Origin of the sequence: Caulobacter rhizosphaerae (assembly GCF_010977555.1) — a bacterium.
GTDB classification, from domain to species: domain Bacteria; phylum Pseudomonadota; class Alphaproteobacteria; order Caulobacterales; family Caulobacteraceae; genus Caulobacter; species Caulobacter rhizosphaerae.
Genome location: NZ_CP048815.1, coordinates 5,498,893 through 5,522,931 on the forward strand (window position 1 = coordinate 5,498,893; position 24,039 = coordinate 5,522,931).

Annotated in this window: 22 protein-coding genes; 12 read left to right on the plus strand and 10 right to left on the minus strand. The window is 70.1% G+C overall.

What is annotated here, in order from left to right:
- Positions 1 to 69: 69 nt before the first annotated feature.
- Positions 70 to 489, minus strand: coding sequence for a hypothetical protein (locus G3M57_RS25145; RefSeq protein WP_163233463.1), 420 nt, complete (start codon positions 487 to 489; stop codon positions 70 to 72).
- Between the two features lie 153 nt (positions 490 to 642).
- On the opposite strand from G3M57_RS25145, the gene G3M57_RS25150 reads away from it, so the two are divergent.
- The 3 genes from G3M57_RS25150 to G3M57_RS25160 all read left to right on the plus strand — a co-directional run bounded on the left by G3M57_RS25150 (position 643) and on the right by G3M57_RS25160 (position 2,509).
- Complete coding sequence (locus G3M57_RS25150) at positions 643 to 1,284, plus strand: HAD-IA family hydrolase (RefSeq protein ID WP_056756253.1); 642 nt, start codon at positions 643 to 645, stop codon at positions 1,282 to 1,284.
- A 29-nt stretch (positions 1,285 to 1,313) separates the two neighbouring features.
- Positions 1,314 to 1,601, plus strand: coding sequence for a 4a-hydroxytetrahydrobiopterin dehydratase (locus G3M57_RS25155; protein WP_056756256.1), 288 nt, complete (start codon positions 1,314 to 1,316; stop codon positions 1,599 to 1,601).
- Between the two features lie 122 nt (positions 1,602 to 1,723).
- The gene (locus G3M57_RS25160) at positions 1,724 to 2,509 is read left to right on the plus strand and encodes an SDR family oxidoreductase (RefSeq protein WP_056756259.1); all 786 of its coding nucleotides are present in this window, start codon (positions 1,724 to 1,726) and stop codon (positions 2,507 to 2,509) included.
- 34 nt (positions 2,510 to 2,543) lie between these two features.
- Here G3M57_RS25160 and bioB read toward each other — a convergent pair whose 3' ends face one another.
- On the minus strand, positions 2,544 to 3,560 hold the full coding sequence (bioB, locus tag G3M57_RS25165; RefSeq protein ID WP_163233464.1) for a biotin synthase BioB: 1,017 nt from the start codon (positions 3,558 to 3,560) through the stop codon (positions 2,544 to 2,546).
- A 108-nt stretch (positions 3,561 to 3,668) separates the two neighbouring features.
- On the opposite strand from bioB, the gene G3M57_RS25170 reads away from it, so the two are divergent.
- The 3 genes from G3M57_RS25170 (at position 3,669) to ahcY (ending at position 7,751) form a co-directional block, all read left to right on the plus strand.
- On the plus strand, positions 3,669 to 5,213 hold the full coding sequence (locus G3M57_RS25170; RefSeq protein WP_163233465.1) for a CYTH and CHAD domain-containing protein: 1,545 nt from the start codon (positions 3,669 to 3,671) through the stop codon (positions 5,211 to 5,213).
- 25 nt (positions 5,214 to 5,238) lie between these two features.
- Positions 5,239 to 6,261 carry a DUF1176 domain-containing protein gene (locus G3M57_RS25175; RefSeq protein ID WP_163233466.1) on the plus strand — a complete coding sequence of 341 codons (1,023 nt, stop codon included), beginning with the start codon at positions 5,239 to 5,241 and terminating at the stop codon, positions 6,259 to 6,261.
- A 98-nt stretch (positions 6,262 to 6,359) separates the two neighbouring features.
- The gene (gene ahcY / locus G3M57_RS25180; protein ID WP_056755022.1) at positions 6,360 to 7,751 is read left to right on the plus strand and encodes an adenosylhomocysteinase; all 1,392 of its coding nucleotides are present in this window, start codon (positions 6,360 to 6,362) and stop codon (positions 7,749 to 7,751) included.
- A gap of 56 nt (positions 7,752 to 7,807) precedes the next feature.
- Here ahcY and G3M57_RS25185 read toward each other — a convergent pair whose 3' ends face one another.
- Positions 7,808 to 8,884 carry a M50 family metallopeptidase gene (locus G3M57_RS25185; protein ID WP_163233467.1) on the minus strand — a complete coding sequence of 359 codons (1,077 nt, stop codon included), beginning with the start codon at positions 8,882 to 8,884 and terminating at the stop codon, positions 7,808 to 7,810.
- A gap of 363 nt (positions 8,885 to 9,247) precedes the next feature.
- On the opposite strand from G3M57_RS25185, the gene G3M57_RS25190 reads away from it, so the two are divergent.
- The 3 genes from G3M57_RS25190 (at position 9,248) to G3M57_RS25200 (ending at position 12,151) form a co-directional block, all read left to right on the plus strand.
- Positions 9,248 to 10,108 (plus strand): bifunctional hydroxymethylpyrimidine kinase/phosphomethylpyrimidine kinase, encoded by an 861-nt coding sequence (locus G3M57_RS25190; RefSeq protein WP_163233468.1) that lies wholly within the window; start codon positions 9,248 to 9,250, stop codon positions 10,106 to 10,108.
- 81 nt (positions 10,109 to 10,189) lie between these two features.
- Positions 10,190 to 11,317 (plus strand): serine hydrolase domain-containing protein, encoded by a 1,128-nt coding sequence (locus G3M57_RS25195; RefSeq protein ID WP_163233469.1) that lies wholly within the window; start codon positions 10,190 to 10,192, stop codon positions 11,315 to 11,317.
- Positions 11,318 to 11,335: 18 nt separating this feature from the next.
- On the plus strand, positions 11,336 to 12,151 hold the full coding sequence (locus tag G3M57_RS25200) for a transporter (protein ID WP_163233470.1): 816 nt from the start codon (positions 11,336 to 11,338) through the stop codon (positions 12,149 to 12,151).
- On the opposite strand, the gene G3M57_RS25205 is transcribed toward G3M57_RS25200, so the two are convergent.
- The 5 genes from G3M57_RS25205 to G3M57_RS25225 all read right to left on the minus strand — a co-directional run bounded on the left by G3M57_RS25205 (position 12,148) and on the right by G3M57_RS25225 (position 17,311).
- Positions 12,148 to 13,566, minus strand: coding sequence for an MFS transporter (locus G3M57_RS25205; protein WP_163233471.1), 1,419 nt, complete (start codon positions 13,564 to 13,566; stop codon positions 12,148 to 12,150). The genes G3M57_RS25200 and G3M57_RS25205 overlap by 4 nt on opposite strands.
- Before the next feature lie 49 nt (positions 13,567 to 13,615).
- Positions 13,616 to 14,527, minus strand: coding sequence for an EamA family transporter RarD (gene rarD, locus G3M57_RS25210; protein WP_163233472.1), 912 nt, complete (start codon positions 14,525 to 14,527; stop codon positions 13,616 to 13,618).
- A 95-nt stretch (positions 14,528 to 14,622) separates the two neighbouring features.
- Positions 14,623 to 15,651, minus strand: a complete 1,029-nt coding sequence (locus G3M57_RS25215) for an aspartate-semialdehyde dehydrogenase (protein ID WP_056755004.1) — start codon at positions 15,649 to 15,651, stop codon at positions 14,623 to 14,625.
- Between the two features lie 191 nt (positions 15,652 to 15,842).
- Entirely contained in the window at positions 15,843 to 16,361 is a 519-nt protein-coding gene (locus G3M57_RS25220; protein ID WP_056755000.1) for a hypothetical protein, read from the minus strand.
- A 47-nt stretch (positions 16,362 to 16,408) separates the two neighbouring features.
- Positions 16,409 to 17,311 (minus strand): LysR family transcriptional regulator, encoded by a 903-nt coding sequence (locus tag G3M57_RS25225; protein WP_163233473.1) that lies wholly within the window; start codon positions 17,309 to 17,311, stop codon positions 16,409 to 16,411.
- A gap of 217 nt (positions 17,312 to 17,528) precedes the next feature.
- Here G3M57_RS25225 and G3M57_RS25230 point away from each other — a divergent pair, with 217 nt between their 5' ends.
- The 3 genes from G3M57_RS25230 (at position 17,529) to G3M57_RS25240 (ending at position 20,076) form a co-directional block, all read left to right on the plus strand.
- Complete coding sequence (locus G3M57_RS25230; protein ID WP_163233474.1) at positions 17,529 to 18,716, plus strand: SAM-dependent methyltransferase; 1,188 nt, start codon at positions 17,529 to 17,531, stop codon at positions 18,714 to 18,716.
- 67 nt (positions 18,717 to 18,783) lie between these two features.
- Positions 18,784 to 19,212, plus strand: coding sequence for a DUF350 domain-containing protein (locus G3M57_RS25235; RefSeq protein ID WP_056754991.1), 429 nt, complete (start codon positions 18,784 to 18,786; stop codon positions 19,210 to 19,212).
- Between the two features lie 24 nt (positions 19,213 to 19,236).
- Positions 19,237 to 20,076 (plus strand): S1 family peptidase, encoded by an 840-nt coding sequence (locus tag G3M57_RS25240; RefSeq protein ID WP_056754990.1) that lies wholly within the window; start codon positions 19,237 to 19,239, stop codon positions 20,074 to 20,076.
- A gap of 93 nt (positions 20,077 to 20,169) precedes the next feature.
- On the opposite strand, the gene G3M57_RS25245 is transcribed toward G3M57_RS25240, so the two are convergent.
- Positions 20,170 to 21,879 (minus strand): AmpG family muropeptide MFS transporter, encoded by a 1,710-nt coding sequence (locus G3M57_RS25245; protein WP_163233475.1) that lies wholly within the window; start codon positions 21,877 to 21,879, stop codon positions 20,170 to 20,172.
- 37 nt (positions 21,880 to 21,916) lie between these two features.
- Positions 21,917 to 23,467 (minus strand): response regulator, encoded by a 1,551-nt coding sequence (locus G3M57_RS25250; protein ID WP_163233476.1) that lies wholly within the window; start codon positions 23,465 to 23,467, stop codon positions 21,917 to 21,919.
- Between the last annotated feature and the right edge of the window lie 572 nt (positions 23,468 to 24,039).

The following is a 24,039-nucleotide window of genomic DNA, read 5'->3' on the forward strand; positions in this document are numbered from 1 at the left end:
TGAAAATCCCCCGTCCCGGATTGAAGCGTGCGGCCCCGCCGTACGCAACCCCCGGGCCAAGCCGGATCGTCAGGGCAGCTTGCCTGGCCAGACCAGGAAGCCGGCGGCGTCGCGGCCGGCGGCGCGGTAGGTCGGATAGGGGGCGGGGTAGCGGCCCTCCCCGTCGGCGCCGGCGTCGTAGGCCGGATAGGCCGGCGCGGGGCGCCAGCCGCCGTAGCGATCGCCCCGCAGCGGACCGTCCCAGGGGCCGTACGCCGCCGGGCCGGCCACCACGTCCAGCGGCCGGCGGTCGTCGCCCCAGCGGTCGAAGTCGCTCATGCCGGCGTGGGCCTCGCACTCGACGCGGTCCCAGCGATAGGCGCCGCCGGGACCGGTGACCCGCCGCGTGACGCACTCGCCCGGCCAGGCCTGGGCCGAGGCGGCGGTTCCCAGGCCGCCCACGGCGATGGCGAGCGCGAGCGCGAGCGACGGGAGCAGGCGGCGGATCATGGCGAACACTCCAGAAGGTTAACAAACCAGAGCCCCGACCCGGTTTCGCCCCTTTTCGCCTTCGAGGCGAGCGTGGCCTTGAAGATTCCTCACCGGATTGCCACGGTCGCGCCGGCCGCCTAGCGTGACATCAAACAGATGTTTGAGGCGCGGATGGCGATCGAGGCGGTGATCTGGGATTTCGGCGGGGTGTTCACCACTTCGCCGTTCGAGGCCTTCCGGCGGTTCGAGGCTCAGCGCGGCCTGCCGGCCGACTTCATCCGCCGGGTCAACGCCGCCGACCCCGACGCCAACGCCTGGGCGCTGTTCGAGCGCAACGAAATCGACGTGGCGGCCTTCGACGCCATGTTCCTGGAGGAGGCGACGCGTCTGGGCCATCCGCTGCGTGGGGCCGAGGTGCTGCCGCTGCTGTCGGGCGACGTGCGGCCCCGCGTGGTGGCGGCGCTGGACGCCTGCAAGGCGCGGTTCAAGGTCGGCTGCATCACCAACAATGTCGCGACGGGGCACGGGACAGGCATGGCCGGCTCGGCCGAAAAGGCCCAGGCCGTCGCCGCGATCTTCGCCCGGTTCGACGCGGTGATCGAAAGCTCCAAGGCCGGAGTCCGCAAGCCCGATCCGCGCATCTACCAGATGATGTGCGATCTGCTGGCCGTGGCGCCCGAGCGATGCGTCTATCTCGACGACCTGGGGGTCAACTGCAAGCCGGCGGCGGCTCTGGGCATGACCGCCATCAAGGTCACCACCGAGGACCAGGCGCTGGAGGACCTTGCGGCCGCGACCGGTTTGGCGTTCTGACTGGGAAAAGTCCGTTCGCAGGAGCCGCCATGTCCCGTCCCGCCAAGATCGGCGCCGCCGCCGCACTTTCCCAGCTGGAAGGCTGGGCCGCCGTGTCCGAGAAGGACGCCATCGGCAAGACCTTCCGGTTCGCCGACTTCAACGCCGCCTTCGGCTTCATGACCCGCGTGGCCCTGATGGCCGACAAACTGGACCATCATCCCGAATGGTTCAACGTCTACAACCGCGTCGAGGTGGTGCTGACCACCCACGACGCCGACGGGGTCAGCGACCTGGACGTGACGATGGCGCGGTTCATGGATTCGGTCGCGGGCTGATCCTGAAGATCCTCCCCCACTGGGGAGGATCGAGGCGGCCGGCGCCGCGCCGTTTTCCCCTTCCGCCCGCCGCCCTTCCGGTTCAAACTATCGTTTGAATTATAATCGGGAGGACGCCGAAGATGGCGCAGAGCACGGGCCGGGTCGCCGGCAAGAAGGCCTTCATCACCGGCGGGGCCCAGGGGCTGGGCGCGGCCGCCGCGCGGTTGCTGGCCAAGGAAGGCGCCCAGGTCAGCCTGGCCGACATCAACTTCGCCGGAGCCCGGGCGGTGGCGGACGAGATCAACGCCGCCCACGGGGCGGGCACGGCCTTCGCCTTCGAACTGGACGTCACCCGGGAGGACCAGTGGATCGAGGCCCTGGAGAAAGCCGACGCGGCCATGGGGGGGATCTCGGTGCTGCTCAACAACGCCGGGGTGGCCGGCGACAAACCGCTGGAGCAGATGGAGTTCGACCTCTGGAAGAAGATCATGTCGATCAATGTCGACAGCGTCTTCCTGGGGGCCAAGCACGCCCTGAAATACATGCGCGCCCATCAGCCGGGCTCGATCATCAACATCAGCTCGATCGCCGGCCTGATCGCCAACCACAATTCGCCGGCCTACAACGCCTCCAAGGCGGGGGTCTGGCTGCTGAGCAAGAACATCGCCCTGTACTGCGCCAAGATGGGGCTGGATATCCGCTCCAACTCGATCCACCCGACCTTCATCGACACCCCGATCCTCGACCCGCTCAGCCAGCGCCTGGGCAAGGAAGAGGCTCACGCCAAGCTGGGCCGGCAGATCCCACTGGGCCATATCGGCGAGCCGAACGACATCGCCAACGCCGTGCTCTACCTGGCCAGCGACGAGAGCAAGTTCATGACCGGCGCCGAACTGAAGCTGGACGGCGGCATCTCGGCGATGTGACCGCGTAAAGTTAAAGGGCGGGCCGGGGAGGAAACTACTCGGCCGCCACCGCTTCCGGCGTCGGAGCCTTCGCCCCCATCGGCCGCAGGTCCAGGTCGTGGAACAGCTTGCTGTCCTCGTCCTGGCCGGGGAGGGGGGTGGTCAGCAGCTTGCCGCCGACGAAGATCGAATTGGCGCCGGCCAGGAAGCACAGGGCCTGCAGCTCGCGGCTCATCTCGTCGCGACCGGCCGACAGGCGGACCATCGACCGCGGGCAGACGATGCGGGCCACGGCGATGGTGCGCACGAACTCGATGGCGTCGATGGCCGTGGTCCCGTCGGCCAGCACCTGGTCGCCCAGGGGCGTGCCGCTGACCGGGACCAGGCCGTTGATCGGCAGGCTGTCGGGATGGCTGGGCAGGGTGGCCAGCTGGTGCAGCAGGCCGGCGCGGTCGCGGCGCGTCTCGCCCATGCCGACGATGCCGCCGCAGCAGGTGCTCATGCCGGCGTCGCGGACATGGGCCAGGGTGTCCAGCCGCTCCTGGTAGGTGCGGGTGGTGACCACCTGGCCATAGTATTCGGGGCCGGTGTCGAGGTTGTGGTTGTAGTAGTCCAGGCCCGCGTCCTTCAGCTGCTTGGCCTGGTCGGGCGTCAGCATGCCCAGGGTGGCGCAGGTCTCCAGGCCCAGGGCCTTCACCCCGCCGATCATCGCCGCCAGTTTGGGCAGGTCGCGGTCCTTCAGCTCGCGCCAGGCCGCCCCCATGCAGAAGCGCTGGGCGCCGCCATCGCGGGCTTGGCGAGCCTTGGCGATCACCACCTCGGCGTCCATCAGCTTCTCGGCCTTCAGCCCGGTCTTGAAGTGGGCGCTCTGGCTGCAATAGCCGCAGTTCTCCGCGCAGCCGCCGGTCTTGACCGACAGCAGCTGCGACAGCTGCACCTCGGACGGGTCGAACCCGGCCCGGTGCACGCTGGCGGCCTGGAACACCAGCTCCATGAACGGCAGGTCGAACAGGGCCTCGACCTGGTCCAGGGTCCAGTCGTGGCGAGGGGCGGCGGCATTGATCTGGCTCATGGCGCGCAGGTTTGGACTCCGCCACATTGATTGGCAAGCACGTCCCGCGTGCGTCCGCGCAAGACAGCCCATGGAGCCAAAACCGGCGCGCCCGGTTATAACCGTCGCATGGATCACGAAATCGAGCTGAAGTTCCTGATCGCCCCGGAGGCTTCGGACGGGGTTCTGGCCCGGCTCGAGGGACGGGAGGCGGTCCGGCAACTCGACGCCACCTATTTCGACACCGTCGATCACGCCCTGCGCAGGGCGGGCTTTGGCCTGCGCATCCGCGACGGCGAGAACGGCCGCAAGCAGACGCTGAAATCGGCCTCGTCCGGCGGCGTCTTCGCCCGCGGCGAATGGGAGAGCGCGGTGGACGGTCCGGAGCCCGACCGCGACCTGCTGGCCCGCACGCCCGCCGCCAGGGTGATCAACGGCGACGCCCTGGCCCCGGTGTTCGTCACCCGAGTCAAGCGCGTCACCCGGTTGGTCGAGCGCGACGGCGCGACCATCGAGGCGGCTTTCGACCAGGGCGAACTGCGGGCGGACGACCGGCGGGCCGAGGTCAGCGAACTGGAGCTGGAGCTGAAGGCCGGCCCGCCGCGCGTGCTGTTCGACCTGGCCCGCGACCTGGCCGCCCACGTCCCGTTGCGGCTGTCCCTGGTCAGCAAGGCCGAGCGCGGCTACGCCCTGGCCCTGGGCGAAGGCGATCGGCCCAGCGCCGAGGCGACCCTGGCCGCCGAGGCGTCCACCGGCGAGGCGCTGCAGGCCCTGGGCCGCGCGGCCCTGGATCGACTGTGCGCGGCCGCCGAGGCCCTGCGGACCCGTCCGGGTCCCGAGCGGGTGCACAAGCTGCGGGTGGCGGCGCGACGCTTCCGGACTCTGCTGTCGACCTTCAAGACCCTGGCCGGCGCGCCCGACGCCCGGCATGTGAAGGCCGAGCTGAAGTGGCTGGCCGGCGCCCTGGGCGCGGCGCGGGACCTGGACGTGTTCATCGCCGACGTCTGGCGGCCGGCCGTCGAAAGCCCGCTGGCGACGGACCAGACCGGGCCGGCGCAGGATCCGCTCGAAGCCGAAGCTCAGGACGAGGCCCGGGCGCTGGCGGCCTTTGGCAAGGCGCTGCTGGCCGCCCAGACGGACGCCTACGCTAAGGCCGGCCAGGCGGTGGACAGCGCCCGCTTCCGCGCCTTGGCCATCGACGCCGCCGCCTGGCTGGAAGCCGGCGCCTGGACCACCGACCGACGCCTGGACAAGCGCCGCGCCAGGCCCGCCGCCGACTTCGCCGCCAACGCGCTGGACAGGGCTCGCCGCCGGATCCGCAAGGACGGCCGCGACCTGGCCGCGCTCAGCCCCGAGGATCGCCACCACCTCCGCATCCGGGGCAAGAAGTTGCGCTACGCCGTCGAGGATCTGGGCGGGCTGTTTTCGGATCATCCCAAGCGCCGGGCGCGCTTCGTGACGGCGACCAAGGCGCTGCAGGACGCCCTGGGCCTGCTCACCGACCAGGCCGGGCGCGAGGTCTTGGCCCGCGAGGTGGCGCTGTCGTGCGACGACCCCGAGGCCGCCTTCGCCGCCGGCCGCCTGACCGCCGGCGGGGCCGAGCAGGAAGCCGCGCTGCTGGCCGAGGCTCAAGGCGCCTATGTCAGCTTCGCGGAAGCCAAGCGGTTCTGGTAACCTCTCCTTTCCGGAGGGGCGCGACATGAAAACCGAAACCTGGATCCTGACGCTGGCGGCCGCCGCCATCCTGACGCCCGGCGTGGCCGCGGCCGATTCCAACAGTTTCAAGGACTGGACGGTGGTCTGCGACAACCTGCGGACCTGTCAGGTCGCCGGCTTTTCGTCCGACGACGGCGGCCTGCCGGCGGTGCTGCGCCTGAGCCGCGGCGGCGCGGCCGGCGCAGCGGCCAAGGTGGAGATCGACCTGATCGACAGCGAGGTCGACCTGGGAGGCAAGCCGCCGACCCTGCTGGTCGACGACCGGGTGGTGATGACCGCCCGCGCCAAGCGCTCGAGCGAGGCCGGCGGCGTCACCGTCGTGCTCGACGACGTCCAGGTCGGGCCGCTGCTGGGCGCGGCGCGGAACGGAACACTGCTGACGATCCGGGCCGGCGAGAAGGATGTGGGCCAGGTGTCCCTGGCCGGCATGGTCGCGGCCCTGCGCTATGCCGACGACCAGCAGAGGCGGGCCGGCACGGTGACGGCCATGGTCGCCAAGGGCTCGGCGCCAGCCGCTCGCGTTCCCGCGCCGCCGGCCGCGCCCGTGCTCCACGCGGCCCCGGCGGTCGCCCAGACCGGGCTGCCGTCCAAGCCGCCGGCGGCGGTCCGGGCCCTGGGCCGCAAGGCGGAATGCGACACCGAACCGGGGTCGCAGGGCGAGCCCCAGGCCTGGCGCCTGTCGGATGACAAGGTGCTGTGGCAGATTCCCTGCGGCGGCGGGGCCTATAATTTCAGCGGGCTGTTCGTGGTGGTCGACAAGGCCGGCCGCGCCGCCCTGGCCTCACTGGAGGGCGTCGAGGACGGTCTGGCCACCAACGCCGACTATGATCCCAAGACCCGGATCCTGACGGCCTACGGCAAAGGGCGTGGGATCGGCGACTGCGGGGAGTCCAGCGAGTGGGTCTGGACCGGAGACGCCTTCGCCCTGTCCCAGGCCACGGTCATGCCGGTCTGCCGCGGCTACGGCTATGACTGGCCCGTCGTGTTCCGGGCCGAGGTTCGGTAGCTGAGCATATAAAGAAATCCTTATGCCTTAATTGCGAGAAGGGGCTGGGCGCGGTATAGACCGCGCAAGACCATCCCCCCCGACCGCAGGAGCCGACCGTGGCCGACTACATCGTCAAGGACATCTCGCTCGCCGAATTCGGCCGCAAGGAAATCGCCATCGCCGAGACCGAAATGCCCGGTCTGATGGCCACCCGCGCCGAATACGGACCGGCCCAGGTCCTGAAGGGCGCCCGCATCGCCGGCAGCCTGCACATGACCATCCAGACCGCCGTGCTGATCGAGACCCTGACGGCGCTGGGCGCCGAGGTCCGCTGGGCCTCGTGCAACATCTTCTCGACCCAGGACCACGCGGCCGCCGCCATCGCCGCCTCGGGCGTGCCGGTGTTCGCCTTCAAGGGCGAAAACCTGGTCGAGTACTGGGAATACGCGCACAAGATCTTCGAATGGGCCGACGGCGGCTATCCGAACCTGATCCTCGACGACGGCGGCGACGCGACCCTGCTCTGCGTGCTGGGCCCGAAGGCCGAGAAGGATCCCTCGATCCTCAACAACCCGACCAACGAGGAAGAAGAAGCGCTTTACACCGTGATGAAGCGCTACCTGGCCGAAAAGCCGGGCTTCTACTCGGCGATCCGCGACGCTATCGGCGGCGTGTCGGAAGAGACCACCACGGGCGTGCACCGCCTTTACCAGATGGCCGCCAAGGGCGAACTGCCGTTCCCGGCCATCAACGTCAATGACAGCGTCACCAAGAGCAAGTTCGACAACCTGTACGGCTGCCGGGAATCGCTGGTCGACGCCATCCGCCGCGGCACCGACGTGATGCTGTCGGGCAAGGTCGCGGTGGTCTGCGGCTACGGCGACGTGGGCAAGGGCTCGGCCGCCAGCTTGCGCCAAGGCGGGGCCCGGGTGATCGTCACCGAGATCGACCCGATCTGCGCTCTGCAGGCGGCGATGGAAGGCTATGAGGTCCAGACCCTGCAGGACGTCGCCGACAAGGCCGACATCTTCGTCACGGCGACGGGCAACAAGGACGTCATCACCGTCGACGACATGCGCCGGATGAAGAACAACGCCATCGTCTGCAACATCGGCCACTTCGATTCCGAGATCCAGATCGCCGGCCTGCGCAACTTCAAGTGGGACGAGATCAAGCCGCAGGTCCACCATGTGGAATTCCCGGACGGCAAGAAGATCATCGTGCTGTCGGAAGGCCGCCTGGTGAACCTGGGCAACGCGACGGGCCACCCCTCGTTCGTGATGTCGGCCAGTTTCACCAACCAGACCCTGGCCCAGATCGAGCTGTGGACCAACAAGACGGCCTACCAGAACCAGGTCTACACCCTGCCCAAGCACCTCGACGAAAAGGTCGCCTTCCTCCACCTGGAGAAGCTGGGGGCCAAGCTGTCGACCCTGCGCAAGGACCAGGCCGACTATATCGGCGTGCCGGAAAAGGGCCCGTTCAAGCCAGACCACTACCGCTACTAGGCTTCGCTTCACGCGAAGCGAAGGGCCCGCCGCGGAGACGCGGCGGGCCTTTTTCGTCAGTGCGCCGGAAGCGGGAGCGAACGATCGAGGATGTGACGCGCTAGGCGTTCGGCTTCCAAGGCCCGGTCTTCCTGCCCTGCCGCGCGGCGCGCCCGCGCGACATATCGAGCGAAATCGGCGCGGTCGACGGGATCTTCGGTCTTGCGCAGAGCGTCGACCAGCAGGGGTTCGCCGGCGACCGGGGCGCCCCGGGCGACGAACAGCGCCCCCAGAGTGGCCTTGACCTCCGGGGCGTCGGGCAGATGCTGCAGGGCGACTTGCAGCTCCCCGTCGACCAGGTCCAGGTCGGCGTCCTCGCCGGCCTTCAGGCTGGACCAGGCGATATTGGCGGCGAGCCAGCCGACCGCGCCCTCGTGCCCGGGAAAGAACCGGGGCGGACCGGACGGGGCCTGAGCGACGACGGCGCGATATCGCGCCACGGCCGCGTGGTCGCCTTCGGCCCGGGACGTGTGGTGGATGACCATGCCCAGCAGGCATGGGTCGTTGGGCCAGCGGTCCAATTGCTCGATCGTGAGCGCGGCGGCCTCTCCGAAGCGGCCGGCCAGTTGGAGGCGCTGGGCGGCCATGAGCATGTTCAGCCGATCGTCGAGGACCGTCGACCGCGACGACCGGAACAGGTCGCGGATCTGCGCCCCGTCCAGCGGCTGGCCGTCGACGCCGACCTGCGGCCACAGGGCGTTGAAGGCCATCAGCAGGTTCGCCACGACCAATGCGGCCAGGATCGACGCCAGCAAGACGGCGGCGGGGGCATCCATGTCCGCGACCAGGGTTCCGAGGGCCGCCGCGGCGGTCGCCGCCACCAGGTTGGCCATGGCGCCGGCGGCGTAGATCACGGCGAGCCGCCAGCGTGGCGCGCCATGCGGAGGCACGAAGAGCGTGAAGCCGCCGAGGAATCCGTAGCGTCGCAACGCCCAGCGCGTCCTGCCGGAACGGCCGGCCGCCAGTTCGGGCCCGCGCCCGACGATCACCTCCAGGACTGGAAAGCCGAGGGCGCGGGCCGCCAGGGCGTGGCCGACCTCATGGGCGAGGACAAGGAGCGGCCGGCAGAGCACCAAGGTCAGCCAGGCCGTCAAGCCGGCCCACGCGCCGTATTCGCGGCCCCAGAGACAGGCGAGGAAGGCCGCTGAGAACAACCCCCTGAACCAGCCGGCCCAATGGGGCCGGTCTTTCGAGCGCGAAACATCGGGGCAGGCGAAACACAGCACCACCGCGCGGCCGAGGAGGCTGCTTCGACCCGAACGAAAGTCCCGGCCGTCGTGGGACCGGAACCCGCACTGATGACAGCGATGCCTCCGCGGACGGATCAGGTCGATGGAGGGCGTGGAAACAAGCATGACCACAGGCTGTCCACGGCTCGCCCTGGCAAGTCAACAATGTCGCCGTTCAGGCGCGCGCACGCCTGTTCAAGCCCGCGAGGCTCGGCTAAGCCGCTGGTCATGCCGATGGCCCTGATCCTCTCCAGCCATGTCGCGGGCAGCCAGGTGGGCGCCTCGGCCCAGGCCGCCGCCCTGGCCCAGTTCGGCGTCGACTCGATGGTGGTGCCGACCGTGCTCTATGGCCGACATCCGGGATGGGGTCCGCCGGGCGGGGCGCCGACCTCCGTCGAGGTGATGGAGGGCATGCTCGAGGGCGTCGGGGCCAACGGCCTGCTGGGCCTGACGGACGTGGTCATCACCGGCTATTTCGCCAGCGCCGCCCAGGTGCTTGTCGCGGCCCGGGCCATCGACGCGGTGCGGGCGGCGCCGCGCGGAAGTCCGCCGTACAGCGCCTTGCCCCGTACGCCGACGGTGATCGTCGACCCGACCATGGGCGACGCCGGCAAGGGGCTGTACGTGCCCGCCGAGGTGGCTGACGTCATCGCTGGAGAGTTGATCCCGCGCGCCGACCTCGTCGCCTGCAACGCCTGGGAGCTTCAACACCTGACCGGCATGGACGCCGGCGACCCGCAGGCGGCGGTGCTGGCCGGCCGTCGGCTGGACAGGCCGACCCTGGTGTCGTCCGTGCAGAGCGGCGGCGAGATCGGCGTGGTCCATGTCGACGACAACGAGGCCTGGCTGGCGACCCACGCCAAGGCCGAGCGCGCGCCCAACGGCACGGGCGACCTGCTGACCGCCCTGTTCGCCGCCGCGCTCCTGGAAGGCCAGACCCTGTCGTACGGCCTGGCCCGAGCCGTCGGCGGCGTGGCCGAGACGGTGACCGCCGCCAACCTCTGGAACGCCTCCGAACTGCCGATCGTGGCCATGGGTGCGCGGATCAAGCAGACCTCGCCCAGCGTGCGGATCGAGCGGCTAGCCTAAAGGCGTAGCTGCTCCTCCAAAGGGGAGAGGATCTGCCGTGGCGGATGACAATCGCGCCCGCCCTGGGCTAGACCCTTGCCCATGACCGTCGACATCACCGGCTTCTGCCCCGACCGCTTTTCCGCCGTTCGTGACGCCTTCACCGCCAATTTCGAGGACGGCGGCGAGCTGGGCGCACGGTTCTCGCTGGCGGTCCATGGCGAGGTGGCGCTCGACCTGATGGGCGGCTTCGCCGACCGCAAGCGCGAGGTCGCGTTCGGGCCCGACACCCTGACGCCGCTGTTCTCGACCACAAAGGCCGTGGCCGCCCTGCTGATCGCCCGGCTGGTGGACCAGGGCAGGCTGACCTACGACCAGACCGTGGCCTCGGTCTGGCCGGAATTCGCGCAGGCCGGCAAGCAGGACGTCACGGTCGGTCAGGTGATGTCGCACCAGGACGGGCTGTCGGGCTTTCCCGACGAAACCGATCCGGCCATCTGGTTCGACTGGGAGGCCACCACCGCCAAGCTGGCGGCCATGGCCCCGCTGTGGCCGGTCGGCTCGGCCAGCGGCTACCATCCGGTGACCTTCGGCTTCACGGCCGGCGAGATCTTCCGCCGGGTCGACGGCCGGACCATGGGCGCGGCGCTGCGCGAGGACCTGGCCGAGCCTCTGGACCTGGACATCTGGATCGGCCTGCCCGACAGCGAGCACGCCCGCTGCGCCGAGCTGATGCGGCCGACCGCCCTGCCCGAGTTCGGAGCGATGAACGAGGCCGTGAAAGCGGCCTTCATGACCAAGTGGGCGGCGCCAGGCGGCCGCGGCACGGCCGACTGGCGCCGGGCCGAGATCCCGTCGGCCAACGGCCACGCCACCGCCCCGGCCCTGGCGCGGCTGATGGGCGCCCTGGCCTCGGGCGGCGAGCTGGACGGCGTCCGAGTGCTGTCGCCCGCGGTGATCGCCCAGGCCAGCGCCGAAAGGATCGTCGGCCAGGACCTGGTCCTGCCCTATGTGATCAGCTGGGGCGCGGGCTTCATGCGCAACACGCCCAACTTCTTCTACGGCCCGGCGGCCGACGCCTTCGGCCACAGCGGCTGGGGCGGCTCCTGCGCCTTCGCCGACCCGTCGCGCGGTGTGTCGGGAGCCTATGTGATGAACAAGCAGGGGTCCGAGCTGATCGGCGACCCTCGCGCGGTGCGGCTGATCCAGGCGGCGTATAGCGCGCTCTAGCGGGCTTCGGAGGGAACAATGGGCAAGGCCGGGATTGCGCGCGTCGTCGGCCTGACCGCCCTGTCTTGGGTCGCCGCCGCTCAGGCCCAGGACGCCGGGCGCGATTTCTGCGCCGACCGGCCGGGCAAGGGCTCGCCGCCCTGCGTGCTCGACGCCGGACGCTTCCAGGCCGAGCTGGGCGTGGCCGACGGCGCCTGGAGCCGGGGCGGCGGCGTCTCGACCGACGACACCGCCTTCGGGGCGATGGAGCTGCGGCTGGGCCTGACCTCGACGCTCGAGGGCCAGGTCAGCTGGACCGCGCATGAGCGGATCCGTCAGAAGGACCGGACCTCGAACGAGGTTTCCATGATCAACGGGGTCGGCGACCTTGGCTTGGCCCTGCGCTGGTCGCTGAAGAATCCGGCCGGCGACGGCGTCTCGGCAGCCCTGCAGCCCTTCGTCACCGCCCCGACCGGGGCCGAGGGGATCGGCGGCGACGCCTGGCAGGGCGGGGTGATCGTCCCGATCTCCCTGCCGCTGAACGCCGCCTGGTCGCTGGCCCTATCGCCGGAGCTGGACGTTCGGGCCGACGCCGACGGTTCGGGCCGCCACGCCGGGTTCGGCGGCGCGGTCGGGGTGGGGCGGTCGTTTGGCCCGGTGGCCCTGGGCGTCGAGCTGTGGGCCGATCGCGACGAGGATCCGTCCGGCCACGTCACCTCGGCCAGCTTCGACCTGACGGCGGGCTGGACCCCGGCCTCGGCCAAGGACCTGCAACTGGACGCCTCGGCCTATGTGGGGCTGAACAGCGACACGCCCGACCTGGAAGTGGCGGTGGGGTTGGCCAAGCGGTTCTAGGCTTTCCGTCCCGGTTTCCCCTCGATCGTCAGCCAACCGACGATCCCCGCCGCCACGGCCGCCCCGGCGCTGATCCCCATCACCCACGGATAGCCCTGGGGGCCGGGCGCGAAATAGATCAGGCCCAGCACCGCCACCGCCAGCAGGCCGGCCACCCGGGCGACGGCGTTGTTGATCCCCGAGGCGACGCCGGCGTGGCTGGCGGCGACCGCGCTCATCACCGTGTTGGTCAGGGGCGCGACGGCGATGGTCATGCCCAACGCGACGACCAGCAGGCCGGGCAGCACGCCGGTCCAGTAGCCGGCGCCTATCCAGGGCGCGCCCAGCAGACCGAAGCCGACGCCCGCCAGGATCGGACCGATGGTCAGCATGGGCCGGGCCCCGAACCGGCCCGCCAGCCGGCCCGCCGTCCCCGACAGCGTCCCCATGATCGCCGAGAACGGCAGAAGGGTCGCCCCGGCTCCGGCGGCCGAATAGCCGTGGCGGGCGATCAGTTCGAACGGCAGGAAGAACAGGGCCCCGGTCAGGCCGAAATAGAGCGCCAGGGTCAGCAGGTTGGCTCCGCTGAACGTCCTGGAGCGATAGAGGGACAGCGGCATCATCGGGTGTTTCTCGCGGGCCTGGCTGACCACGAAACCCGCCAGCAGGACCGCGCCGGCCGCCAGGGCGGCCCAGACCACGCCGCTGGTCCAGCCCCGCTGGCCCACGGCGGTCAGACCCCAGGTCAAGGCGCCCAGGCCGGCGGCGGCCAGGGCCGCGCCGCGCCAGTCAAGCTGCTGGACGTCCGGGTCGCGGCTCTCGCGTACGGCGACCAACGCCAGCCAGACGGTGGCGGCGGCGAGCGGCAGGTTGATCAGGAAGATCGCCCGCCAGGAGACGTGGTCGACCAGCCAGCCGCCCAGCACCGGGCCGATCGCCGTGGTCACCGCGCCGAACCCAGCCCAGGCGCCGATCGCCGCCCCACGCTCCTGGTCGTCGAAGGTGGAGCCCAGGATCGCCAGGCTGGCCGGGACCAGCATGGCCGCGGCGATCCCCTGCATCGCGCGGGCGGCGATCAGCCAGCCGGCGTCCGGAGCCAGGGCGCAGCCCAGAGAAGCTGCGGCGAACAGCGCCACCCCGGCTACGAACACCTTGCGCCGCCCATAGCGGTCGCCGGCCGAACCGCCGATCAGCACCAGCGCCCCCAGCAGCAGCAGGTAGGCGTTGACGATCCACTGGACCTGGGCCGCGTCGGCCTTTAGCGCGACCCGCATGGCGGGCAGGGCGACATTGACCACCGAGCCATCGATGAAGGCCATGCTCGAACCCAGCACCGTGGCCGCCAGGGCCAGGCGCTTGCGGGGCGCGGGCGAGTCGGCGGCGGGTCGGGCGCGGATGGCGCCTTCGTCGCACGGGGGATGCACCGGTCCGGTCATGGGGCGGAGGCTACGACGGGTCTCCCCGCCGCGCCACCTGTCCCGAAGGCTAGGCCCTGCCCACCGTCCGGGCCCGCTTCCACGCCCCATAGGCGAACACCGCCACGCCCAGCCAGATGAACACGAACGACAGGGCCCGCATCGGAGTGAACGCCTCGCCCAGCAGCACGCCGATCAGGAACTGCAGGGTCGGGGCGATGAACTGCAGGAAGCCCATGGCGCTGAGCGGCATGCGGCGGGCCGACCAGGCGAACAGGACCAGGGGCACGACCGTCGCCGGGCCGGCCAGCAACAGCAGGATGGTGACCCCCGCGCCCGTGGCGAAGTGGCCGGCGCCCGTGGCCTGAAGATGCAGCACATAGAGCAGCCCGGGCACGGCCAGGTAGACGCATTCGATGAACAGGCCGGTCTGGGCGTCGGCCTTCACCTGCTTGCGCAGGATGGCGTAGAGGCAAAAGCTCAGCGCCACGCCCAGCGAGATGATCGGCAGGTGGCCCAGGGCGGCGGTCTGGATCGCCACGCCGATCACCGCCAGGCCGATGGCGATCGCCCCCTCGCGGCTGATCCGCTCGCGGAACAGCAGGGCCCCGGCCGCCATGTTCATCAGCGGGTTGATGTAGTAGCCGAGGCTGGCCTCGATCACGTGGTTGGCGGTGACCGCGAACACGTAGATCGACCAGTTGATGAAGATCGCCGCCGTGCTCAGGGCCAGGATCCCCAGGGTGCGCGGTTGGCGCAGCACGGCCGCCACCTGACCGCCCTGACGGGCCATCAGCACAGCGAAGAACGCCCAGGGGGCGGCCCACAAGGTGCGGTGGGCGACCATCTCCCACGCGCCGACGCCCAGCCCCGACAGCAGGTGGAAATACAGCGGCAGGACGCCCCACAGCAGGTAGCAGCCCACCCCGGCGATCAGCGCTGTCCGGGCTTCGTCCGGGCTCTTGGTCGTGTCCGCCGACATGGCGTCGTTCCTCGAATCGCAAATGAAAAGGGCCCCCGGAACCTTAAGTCCCGGGAGCCCCTGAGATCGTCCACCCGCTTGTTGCGGAGGGCGGCTTAGGCCGGGAGTTTCTGCTTGATGAGACCCTTCTCATGCAGCAGCTGCGCGATCTGCACGGCGTTCAGCGCCGCGCCCTTGCGCAGGTTATCGGCCACGCACCAGAGGGCGATGCCGTTTTCCACGGTCGGATCGGTGCGGATGCGCGAGACATAGACCGGGAACTCGCCAGCGCTTTCCTTCGGCGTCATGTAGCCGCCGTCCTCCCGCTTATCGACCACCTGCACGCCGTCGGCGTCACGCAGGATCTCGCGCACGTCGTCCTCGTCCAGCGGGGTCTCGAACTCGATGTTGACGGCCTCGGCGTGGCCGACCATCACCGGCACCCGCACGCAGGTGGCGGTCAGCTTGATCGACGGATCCAGGATCTTCTTGGTCTCCATCATCATCTTCCACTCTTCCTTAGTGAAGCCGTCTTCCATGAAGACGTCGATGTGGGGGATGACGTTGAAGGCGATCTGCTTAGTGAACTTCTTGGGGGCCGGGGCGCCCAGGACGAACACGCCCTTGGTCTGTTCCCACAGCTCGTCCATGCCTTCCTTGCCCGCGCCCGAGACCGACTGGTAGGTCGAGACGACCACCCGCTTGATCTTGGCTTCGGCGTGCAGGGGCGCCAGCACCACCACCAGCTGGGCCGTGGAGCAGTTGGGGTTGGCGATGATGTTCTTGGGCAGCTTGTCGACGGCGTCCGGGTTCACTTCCGGCACCACCAGCGGCACGTCCGGGTCCATCCGGAAGTGGCTGGAATTGTCGATGACGATCGCCCCCGCGGCGCCGATCTTCTCGCCCCAGGCCTTGGAGATGGCGCCGCCGGCGCTCATCAGCACAATGTCGACCTTGGAGAAATCGAACTGCTCCAGGTCCTCGCAGTGCAGGGTCTGGCTGCCGAACGAGACTTCCACGCCGATGGATTTGCGCGAGGCGATGGCATGCATCTTGTCCACGGGGAATTTCACTTCCTCGAGGATATTGAACATCTCACGGCCCACATTGCCCGTGGCGCCGACCACCGCGACCCGGTAACCCATCGCAGCCTCCAATTTGATTGCTTTCCCGCCTGCAGCAGCGGGAGCGGACCCGTTACGCCCCGCAAGCCGCGGAAGCAAGAACAGGCTTTCTAATGCGACGCTTAGCACGAGGCGTCCGGGGCAGTTTTGACCCAGCCTGGACGAAATCTGCCGCGGCCCTGTAAGTCGGCGCCCCTGTAAGTCGGCGCCCCTTACGAGCGCCGCCGATAGGTGAAATCGAAGTTCGGCGTCCAGGTGCGGCCCTCGTCTGACGAAGTCTCGCCGAACTGCCGCACCGATCCGTCGGCGGCCGGCGTGTAGGTCATCCGGGTCAGGGTCGAGACGCCCGGCTGGAGGATGCCGGTCCAGCCGCCGGTCAGCACCATCGCCTTGCCGTCCCAGCCGCCCTTGAAGTCGACGCGCTCGCCGCCGCCGCCGACCCACGTCTGGCGCCAGCCGTCCGGCCCGCCGACATACGAGTTGAGGCTGCCGCCGGCCGCGCCCTTCAGCGGCGCCCAGTTTTCGCGGATGGCGCAGCCGCCATAGAGGTTCTCGATCAGACTACGAGCGACCACTTGGCTTTTGCCGGTGGGGCTGACCTCCCAATCGCCGACCCAGAAATCGAACTGCCGATGTTCCGGCGAGGCGCAGGGCGCCGGCTGGGGGACGGTCTGAGCGTGGGCCGCCAGGGGAGAGAGCGCGAGGATCAGGGCAAAGGGCAGGGCTTGCATGGCGTCGCTCCGAAGCTGGGCCAAGCTTAGCCCTTCCTTCCGCGTTGTCAGCCGGCATCCATCCGCCGCGCCTTCACGAAGTCCACGAACGCCCGTAGCGGCGCGGGCATGTGGCGGCGGCTGGGATAGTAGAGATATGGCCCGCTGAACGGCGGCAGCCAGTCGTCGAGCACGGTCTCCAGCTTGCCCGCCGCGATGCTGTCGGCGCAGAAGGCCTCGAAGGTGGCCAGCAGGCCAAGCCCCGCCTCGGCGGCCGCCAGCTCCAGCTCGCCGCTGTTGGTGACCAGCGGGCCCTCGGGCTGGACGCGGACGACCTCGCCGTCCTTCTCGAACTCCCAGGCGTAGCTGGACCCGCTGGGGAAGCGATGGCGGATGCAGGGGTGGCCCAGCACCTCGCGCGGATGGGTGGGCCGGCCGTGCTTCTCGAAATAGGCGGGTGAACCGACGACCACGAAGCGCTGCGGCCCGGCCAGAGGCACGGCGATCATGTCCTTCTCCAGCCGCTCGTCATAGCGCGCCCCCGCGTCGAAGCCGGCCGCCAGCACGTCGACGAAGGCCTCCTCGACGCTGACCTCGACCCGGATACCGGGATGGGCGGCCAGGAACCGGGGGATCAGGTCGGGGAGGACGATCCGCGACACCGCCCCCGGCACGTTCAGCTTCAGGACGCCGATCGGGCTGTCGCGGAAGGCGTTGACCTCGTCCAGGGCCAGGCTGACGTCGGCGAGCGCCGGGGTCAGGCGGGCCAGCAGCCGCTCGCCGGCCTCGGTCGGCGTGACGCTGCGGGTGGTGCGGTTCAGTAGCCGCACGCCCAGGGCGGCCTCCAGCCGCCGCACGGTCTCGGACAGCGACGAGGCCGAGACCCCGCGCGAGGCCGCCGCGCCCCGGAAGCTCCTGGCGCGGGCCACGGCGGTGAAGGCGTCGAGATCGGCCAGGTCAGGCTGGGCCATTGTGCGACTTTCCGAACGACGGATGCAGCGAAGGGCGGATTTATCGCACGCGAGGCGACACTGCCTAGCACCCAGCTGGGGGTCGCGCGCGACGCCAAGACCCCGGACGGTCCGCCTCAAGGGCGCCGCCAACTGGTTGGCGCGCGTCGTTTTGCAAGGGGAGGCGGACGAAAATTTCCGTCTTTTCTCCGGCGGCGCTCGCGCTAGGGTCGCCGCCATGATCGAAGCGCTGCTGAACAAGATGGTCAAGGTCGGCGACCTGACCGTCCACCTTCCCGACGGCTCGGTGAAGAAGGCCGGCGACGGCTCGGGCCCGCCCGTGACCATGCGGGTCAACGGCCGCGGCCTGCGCCGCCTGGTGGCCAATCCCAGCCTGGGCCTGGGCGAGGCCTACATGGAGGGCGACCTGAAGATCGAGCGGGGGAGCCTCTGGGACCTGCTGGAGATCGTCGGCCGGAGCGGCGGGCGCACGCCCAAGCGCGGCACGCCCCTGACCCGGGCCAGGAAGGCCGTCAAGCGCACGGTGCAGTCGGTCAATGACCGTCTCGCCTCGCGCCGCAACGTCGCCCACCACTACGACGTGGGCAACGAACTCTATAAGCGCTTCCTCGACGCCGACATGCAGTACAGCTGCGCCTATTTCGCCCGGCCGGACATGACCCTGGAGGAGGCCCAGGCCGCCAAGAAGGCCCATATCGGCGCCAAGCTGAACATCACCCCGGGCATGAAGGTGCTGGACATCGGCTCCGGCTGGGGCGGCATGTCCCTGACCCTGGCGGCCGACCACGGAGCGCGGATGACCGGCGTCACCCTGTCGACAGAGCAGCTGGCCCTGGCGAAGGCGCGCGCCGAGAAGGCCGGCCTGTCTGACCGGGTCGAGTTCCGGCTGACCGACTATCGCGACCTGGACGAGACCTTCGACCGCATCGTCTCGGTCGGCATGCTGGAGCATGTCGGCGCGCCGAACTTCCGGACCTATTTCGAGACCGTCAAGCGACTGCTGGCCGACGACGGCAGCGCGGTGATCCACGCGATCGGCCGCATGAGCGGACCGGGCGCGACCAACGCCTTCACGGCCAAGTACATTTTCCCGGGCGGCTACATCCCGGGCCTGTCGGAGATCGTCAAGGCCGTCGAGGCGGCCGGCCTGTGGATCACCGACATCGAGATCCTGCGCCTGCACTACGCCGAGACCTGCAAGCACTGGCGGATGCGCTTCCTGGCCGATCCCGACATCCCCGTCATGTTCGACGAGCGGTTCCGGCGGATGTGGGAGTTCTATCTGTGCGGGGCCGAGCTGGGCTTCCGCTATGGCGGCCACATGGTCTTCCAGATTCAGGTCGCCAAGAAGGTGGGCGCCCTGCCGATCACCCGGGACTACATGTTCGAGGGCGAGCGGGGCTGAGTCCCCTACGCACGGCCGCCGGTCCCGTGTTAGCAATGCGTCCCTCAAGTTCGGGATCACCGTCTTCATGCCGCCTCAGCTTCAGTCGCCCGAGATCCAGGCCTTCGCCAGCGGCCTGCCGCTGACCCTGCTGCACGCCGCCATCACCCTGGTGATGCTGGTCATCGGCACGGCGCTCTACGCCCTGCTGACCCCCCACAGGGAGATCAAGCTGATCCGCGAGGGCAACGCCGCCGCCGCCCTGTCTCTGGGCGGGGTGATGGTCGGCCTGGCCATCCCGCTGGCCACCTCGCTGAAGGCCTCGGTGTCGCCGCTGGAGATCGTGCTGTGGGGCGTCTCGACGATCGCCGTGCAACTGCTGGTCTTCCGCGTCACGGACATGCTGCTCAAGGGCCTGCCCGAGCGGATCAACGAGGGCGAGGTCGCCGCCGCCGCCCTGCTGGTCGGGGCCAAGCTGGCCACGGCCCTGATCCTGGCCGCCGCGGTCGCCGGCTGACGGCCGGGCGAGCGGGGGCGTACCGTGCATTTCCCGAAACTTCCGGACTGGCTGATCTACGGGGCGGTGGTGGCCGCCCTGGTGGTCGTGGCCGTCGGCCGGCAGGAGCGCTCGGACGCCCCCGCCCCGCCGCCCCCCGTGCCCGGCGGCGAGGGCCTGCCGCTGGGCCCCGCCTCGCCGTTCGATCCTTCGGTGGTCGTCCAGGTGCCCGAGAAGGGCCAGCCCGGCAGCGGCACGGCCTTCTCGGTCGACGACGGCGGCTCGTGGCTGACCGCCCGGCACGTGGTCGACGGCTGCCGCGAGGCGGCGATCGTCGTGGCGGACGGCCGGGGCGTGGCGGCCCGCATCACGCTGGACCCCTCCGGCGACGCCGCCATCCTGACCACCGAGGGCGGCGCGCCCGCCGTGCCCCTGCGCGGCCTGGCCGAGCCGCCTCGGCGGGGCGAACGGGCCTATCATCCCGGCTTCCCGCAGGGCCATCCGGGCGAGGTCACCTCGCGCCTGCTGGGCCGCGAGAACCTGGTCATCCGCGGGCGCGGGGCCCGGGTCGAGCCGGTGCTGGTCTGGGCCGAGGTCGGCCGCACCGACAATCTGAAAGGCACGCTGTCCGGCCTGTCGGGCGCCCCGGCCCTGGACAGCGCCGGGCGGGTGATCGGGGTGACGGTGGCGGAGTCGCCGCGCCGCGGCCGGATCTACACGACCGCCCAGGAGACGGTGGACGACCTGCTCAAGCAGAGCCGCCGCCGCCCGTCCGGTTTCGCCCTGGGCGAGGCGATCACCACCGAGAACTACGGCCGCGTCGCCGACGGCCTGCGCCGCGACCTGCGCGTGGCCCAGGTGGTGTGCCTGAAGAGCGAGATCTAAGGCCGGGGACATGCCCTTGCGGCGTGTCCCCATTTTCAGGCGCGGCGCCAGCCCTTGGGGACACGCCGCAAGGGCGTGTCCCCTGCCGAGAACTCAAGCCGCCGCCCTGGCCGCCGCGTGCCTGGGCTGGCGCGCCGCGACCAGGAACGACAGGCCGATGGCCACGACGCCGATCAGGGCCGTGTAGATGAAGAAGGCCGTGTAGCCCGCCGCCATGGCCGCGGCGCTGACCCCCAACTTGGCGCCGGCGGCGGTGAAGCTCTCGGGCGGCAGGCGTGTGAACAGGCCCTTCAGCGCGCCGATCGGGCCGCCATGTTCGGCCGCGACGGCCGAGGCCTCGACAATCCGTCCCGACTGCGAGGCGATCAGCTTGCCCGGCAGGGCGTAGAGCGATGAGAAGAGGGCGTATTGCGTGGCCGTGAAGCCGGCCGTGGTCAGGCTGGACATGTAGGCGATCAGGGCCGTCCCGGCGACGCCGCCGGCGATGTTGTCGATGCAGATCGAGGCGAACAGCATCGGCACGTCATGGCCGCTCATGGCCAGCAGGGCGAACATCAGATTGCTGATCGGCTGGGCGAAGGCGCCGACGATCAGGGCCCGCATCAGGCCGAAGCGGGCCACGACCACCCCGCCCAGGAACACCCCGGCCATCGAGGCGATGATGCCGAACACCTTCCGGATCTCGGCGATCTCGGTCAGGGAAAAGCCCATGTCCCGGTAGAACGGGTTCATGATGTTGAGCACGAAGTCCGAGACGCGGTAGACGCAGATGGCCGCCAGGATCAGGCCGGCCACGCCCGAAAAGCGGGTCAGGAACTCCTGGAGCGGCGAATAGAGCGCCGTCGACAGATAGACGCCCGGCTTGGTCCTGACCCTGGGGATCGGCCAGGCGGCGATCACAATGACCGCCAGGCCCGTCAGCACCCCGGCCAGCTGCAGCCATATCCCGTTGGGCTTGGCCTTCCAGGCTTCGGCCAGGGCGTCGCCGCCGACGATGTTGGACAGCAGGCTGGCGTCGCCCGACAGACCCGAACCGACCAGCAGGGCGCCGGCCAACAGGATCGCCAGCCGCGCCAGCCATTCGGCGATCTCCAGCACCTTGGGCTGGTCGACCCCGTCGGTGTGGATCGGCCGGATGGCGTGGGCCGCCTCGCGCGGGGCCAGCAGGGTGGAGATCACCCCGACCAGCATGATCCCGGCCATCGCCAGGTACGAGACGTTCCAGCCGAACCGCTCGGCCAGGATCAGCGGCACGGCGCCGGCCATGATCATCGCCCCGCGATAGCCCCACTGGACGGCCACAGCCATCTGGCCTTGGCGGTCGGCGTCGACCACCTCGATCCGCCAGGCGTCGATGACAATGTCCTGGGTGGCGGTGGCGAAGCCCACGATCACGGCGATGGCGGCCATCAGCGGCAGGTTCGCGGCCGGATTGACGCTGGAAATGGCCAGCAGGCCCAGGATGATCACCGCCTGACAGGCCAGCATCCAGGCCCGGCGATGGCCGACTAGGCCGTGCAGGATCGGCAGTTTGGTGCGGTCGATCAGCGGCGCCCACAGGAACTTGAACGAGAACGACAGCGTCGCCAGGCTGAAGAAGCCGATCACCGCCAGCGACAGGCCCGCGTCGCGCAGCCACAGCGACAGGGTGTCGAAGATCAGCATGAAGGGCAGGCCCGAGGCGAACCCCAGGCCCAGCATCACCAGGCTTCGGCGCTCGCCGAAGAAGGCCAGGGTCTGGAGGAAGGTCTTCTTCTCTGGAGCGGCCTCGGGCTTGGCGGCGGCCTTGGCGTCGTCGGTCATGCGTGGCGGTTCCCGGTGCGGGGAAGCCGCCCCGCCATTAGCCGGCGACCTTGGCGCGCGTCGCCGCTTTCGTCCAGCCGAGCCCGGTCCAGTTGGTCAGCACGCCGCGCAGGGCCGGCGGGGTAAGGGGCTTGGCCAGGAAGTCGTTCATGCCGGCCGCCAGGCAGGCGCGGCGATCCTCGTCGAAGGCGTCGGCGGTCAGGGCGACGATCGGCGTGGTGACGCCGCGCTCGCGCAGGGCCTTGGTGGCCTCGATGCCGTTCAGGCCGGGCATGCGCAGGTCCATCAGGATCAGGTCGTAGAAGCCGCGCGACAGGGCCGAGACCGCCTCGTCGCCGCTGGCGATGCGGTCGACCCTGCAGCCCTCGCGCTCCAGCAGGGCGCGGGCCAGCAGGGCGTTGATCGGGTTGTCCTCGGCCAGCAGCACGCGGACGCCGGGGGCGGCGGCCGGGGCGATGCGGTCGTCCTCGTGGGCCGAGGCCGGAGCGGCCTCGATCGTCGGGGTCCGGGTTGCGGGACGGGCGGCCAGCACCTGGGCGATCAGCGAGGCGCGGCGCAGCGGCTTGATCAGGTAGCCCAGGCCCGCGGCCTTCAGCTTGGGAATGCGGTCGCGCTGGTCGGGGGTCAGCAGGACCACGCAGGCCCGGCCGGCCGGCGGCTTCAGCGCCCCGCGCGGGGCGGCCCCCTTCGCGGCGGAGAGCGCCGCGTCGAGCAGCAGCACGGCGTCGGCCGGCGCGCCCTTCAGGGCCTCGACCACGGTCTCGCCGGCCAGGGCCTGGCCGCCGCTGGCCCGGACCTGGCGGAGGGCGGCCTCGCGGATCATGGCGTTGGGCGAGGCGATGGCGACGGCGCGGCCGGTCAGCGGCAGCTCCACGGGCGGCGTCGGGGCGACCTCGAACGGCGCCTCGAACCAGAAGTCGGCGCCCTGGCCCAGTTCGCCGCCCACCCCGGCCTCGCCGTTCATGGCGCCGGCCAGGCGGGCGACGATCGCCAGGCCCAGCCCGGCCCCGCCCAGCTGGGCCTGGTGCGAGGGGTCGGTCTGGACAAAGGCCTCGAAGATGGCGGCCCGGGCTTCCGGGGCGACGCCGGGACCGGTGTCGCGGACGGAGAAGCGAACGCGGCCGTTCGCCGTCGGCTCGGCGCTCAGCAGCACCCCGCCGACCTCGGTGAACTTGATGGCGTTGCCGGCGTAGTTCAGCAGCACCTGCCGCAGCCGGCCCTCGTCGGCCAGGATCGTAGGCAGGCCGGGCGCGGCGGCCCAGGCGATCTCGACAGCCTTTTCGTGGGCGCGGGGGCTGAGCAGTTCGGCCACCTGGCGCAGCAGGTTCTCGACGTCGACCGGGGCGGCGTGCAACTCGATGGCCGTGGCCCCCAGACGGGCGAAGTCCAGCACGTCGTTGACCAGCGACAGCAGGTGGTCGCCGCTTTCGCGCAGGGCGCCGACATAGGCCCGCTGCTCGGCCGTCAGCCGCGTGCCCTCCAGCAGCCGCGCCATGCCCAGCACCCCGTTCAGCGGGGTGCGGAACTCGTGGCTGAGCGTCGCCAGCTGTTCGGGAGTGATCCCGGCGGAGGAAGGACGGTTGGTCATGGCCCGGGACTGTAGCGCTCGCGACTTAACGACGGGTGTTCGTGAAGGCGTTTTGGCGACATGTCCGGATTCTGGGTGCGGCGACCGCTTGCCCCCTACGGACCGCTTCGCGGTCGTCTTCCCCCGGAGGGGGAAGAGCGCTCCGCCCCCTCCGGGGCGGACGACCGCGAAGCGGTCAGGTGGGGGCAAGTGTTAGCTTCCGAGCGGCGTCCAGTCTGGTCAGGTAAGTAAGAATTTGTTTCCCATTTGAGATTGAACACGCCGGGTTGCAATCTTCGCGGCGGGCTTGAGGCATTTCGCCGCCGGCCGTCAGTCGTCGTCCGGCCTCGCATATCGTGGATATTTAAGCTTTCGCCGATGACGCTAAATCTTGTTCAGGTCAGCAAAACGAAGATTTAAAACAAGCCGCACACCAAGCGGATGAATAATATGGCGGCGAGATAAATCTATTCTCCACCGCAGGACTGACTTTTGGAAACTAAGTCGCACGCTCTCGATTGCGAAGTGCTGAAAACTTCGACATCGTCCTGTCATCGAGCGCCTCTAGGCTGAATCAAGATCGCGACCATGCT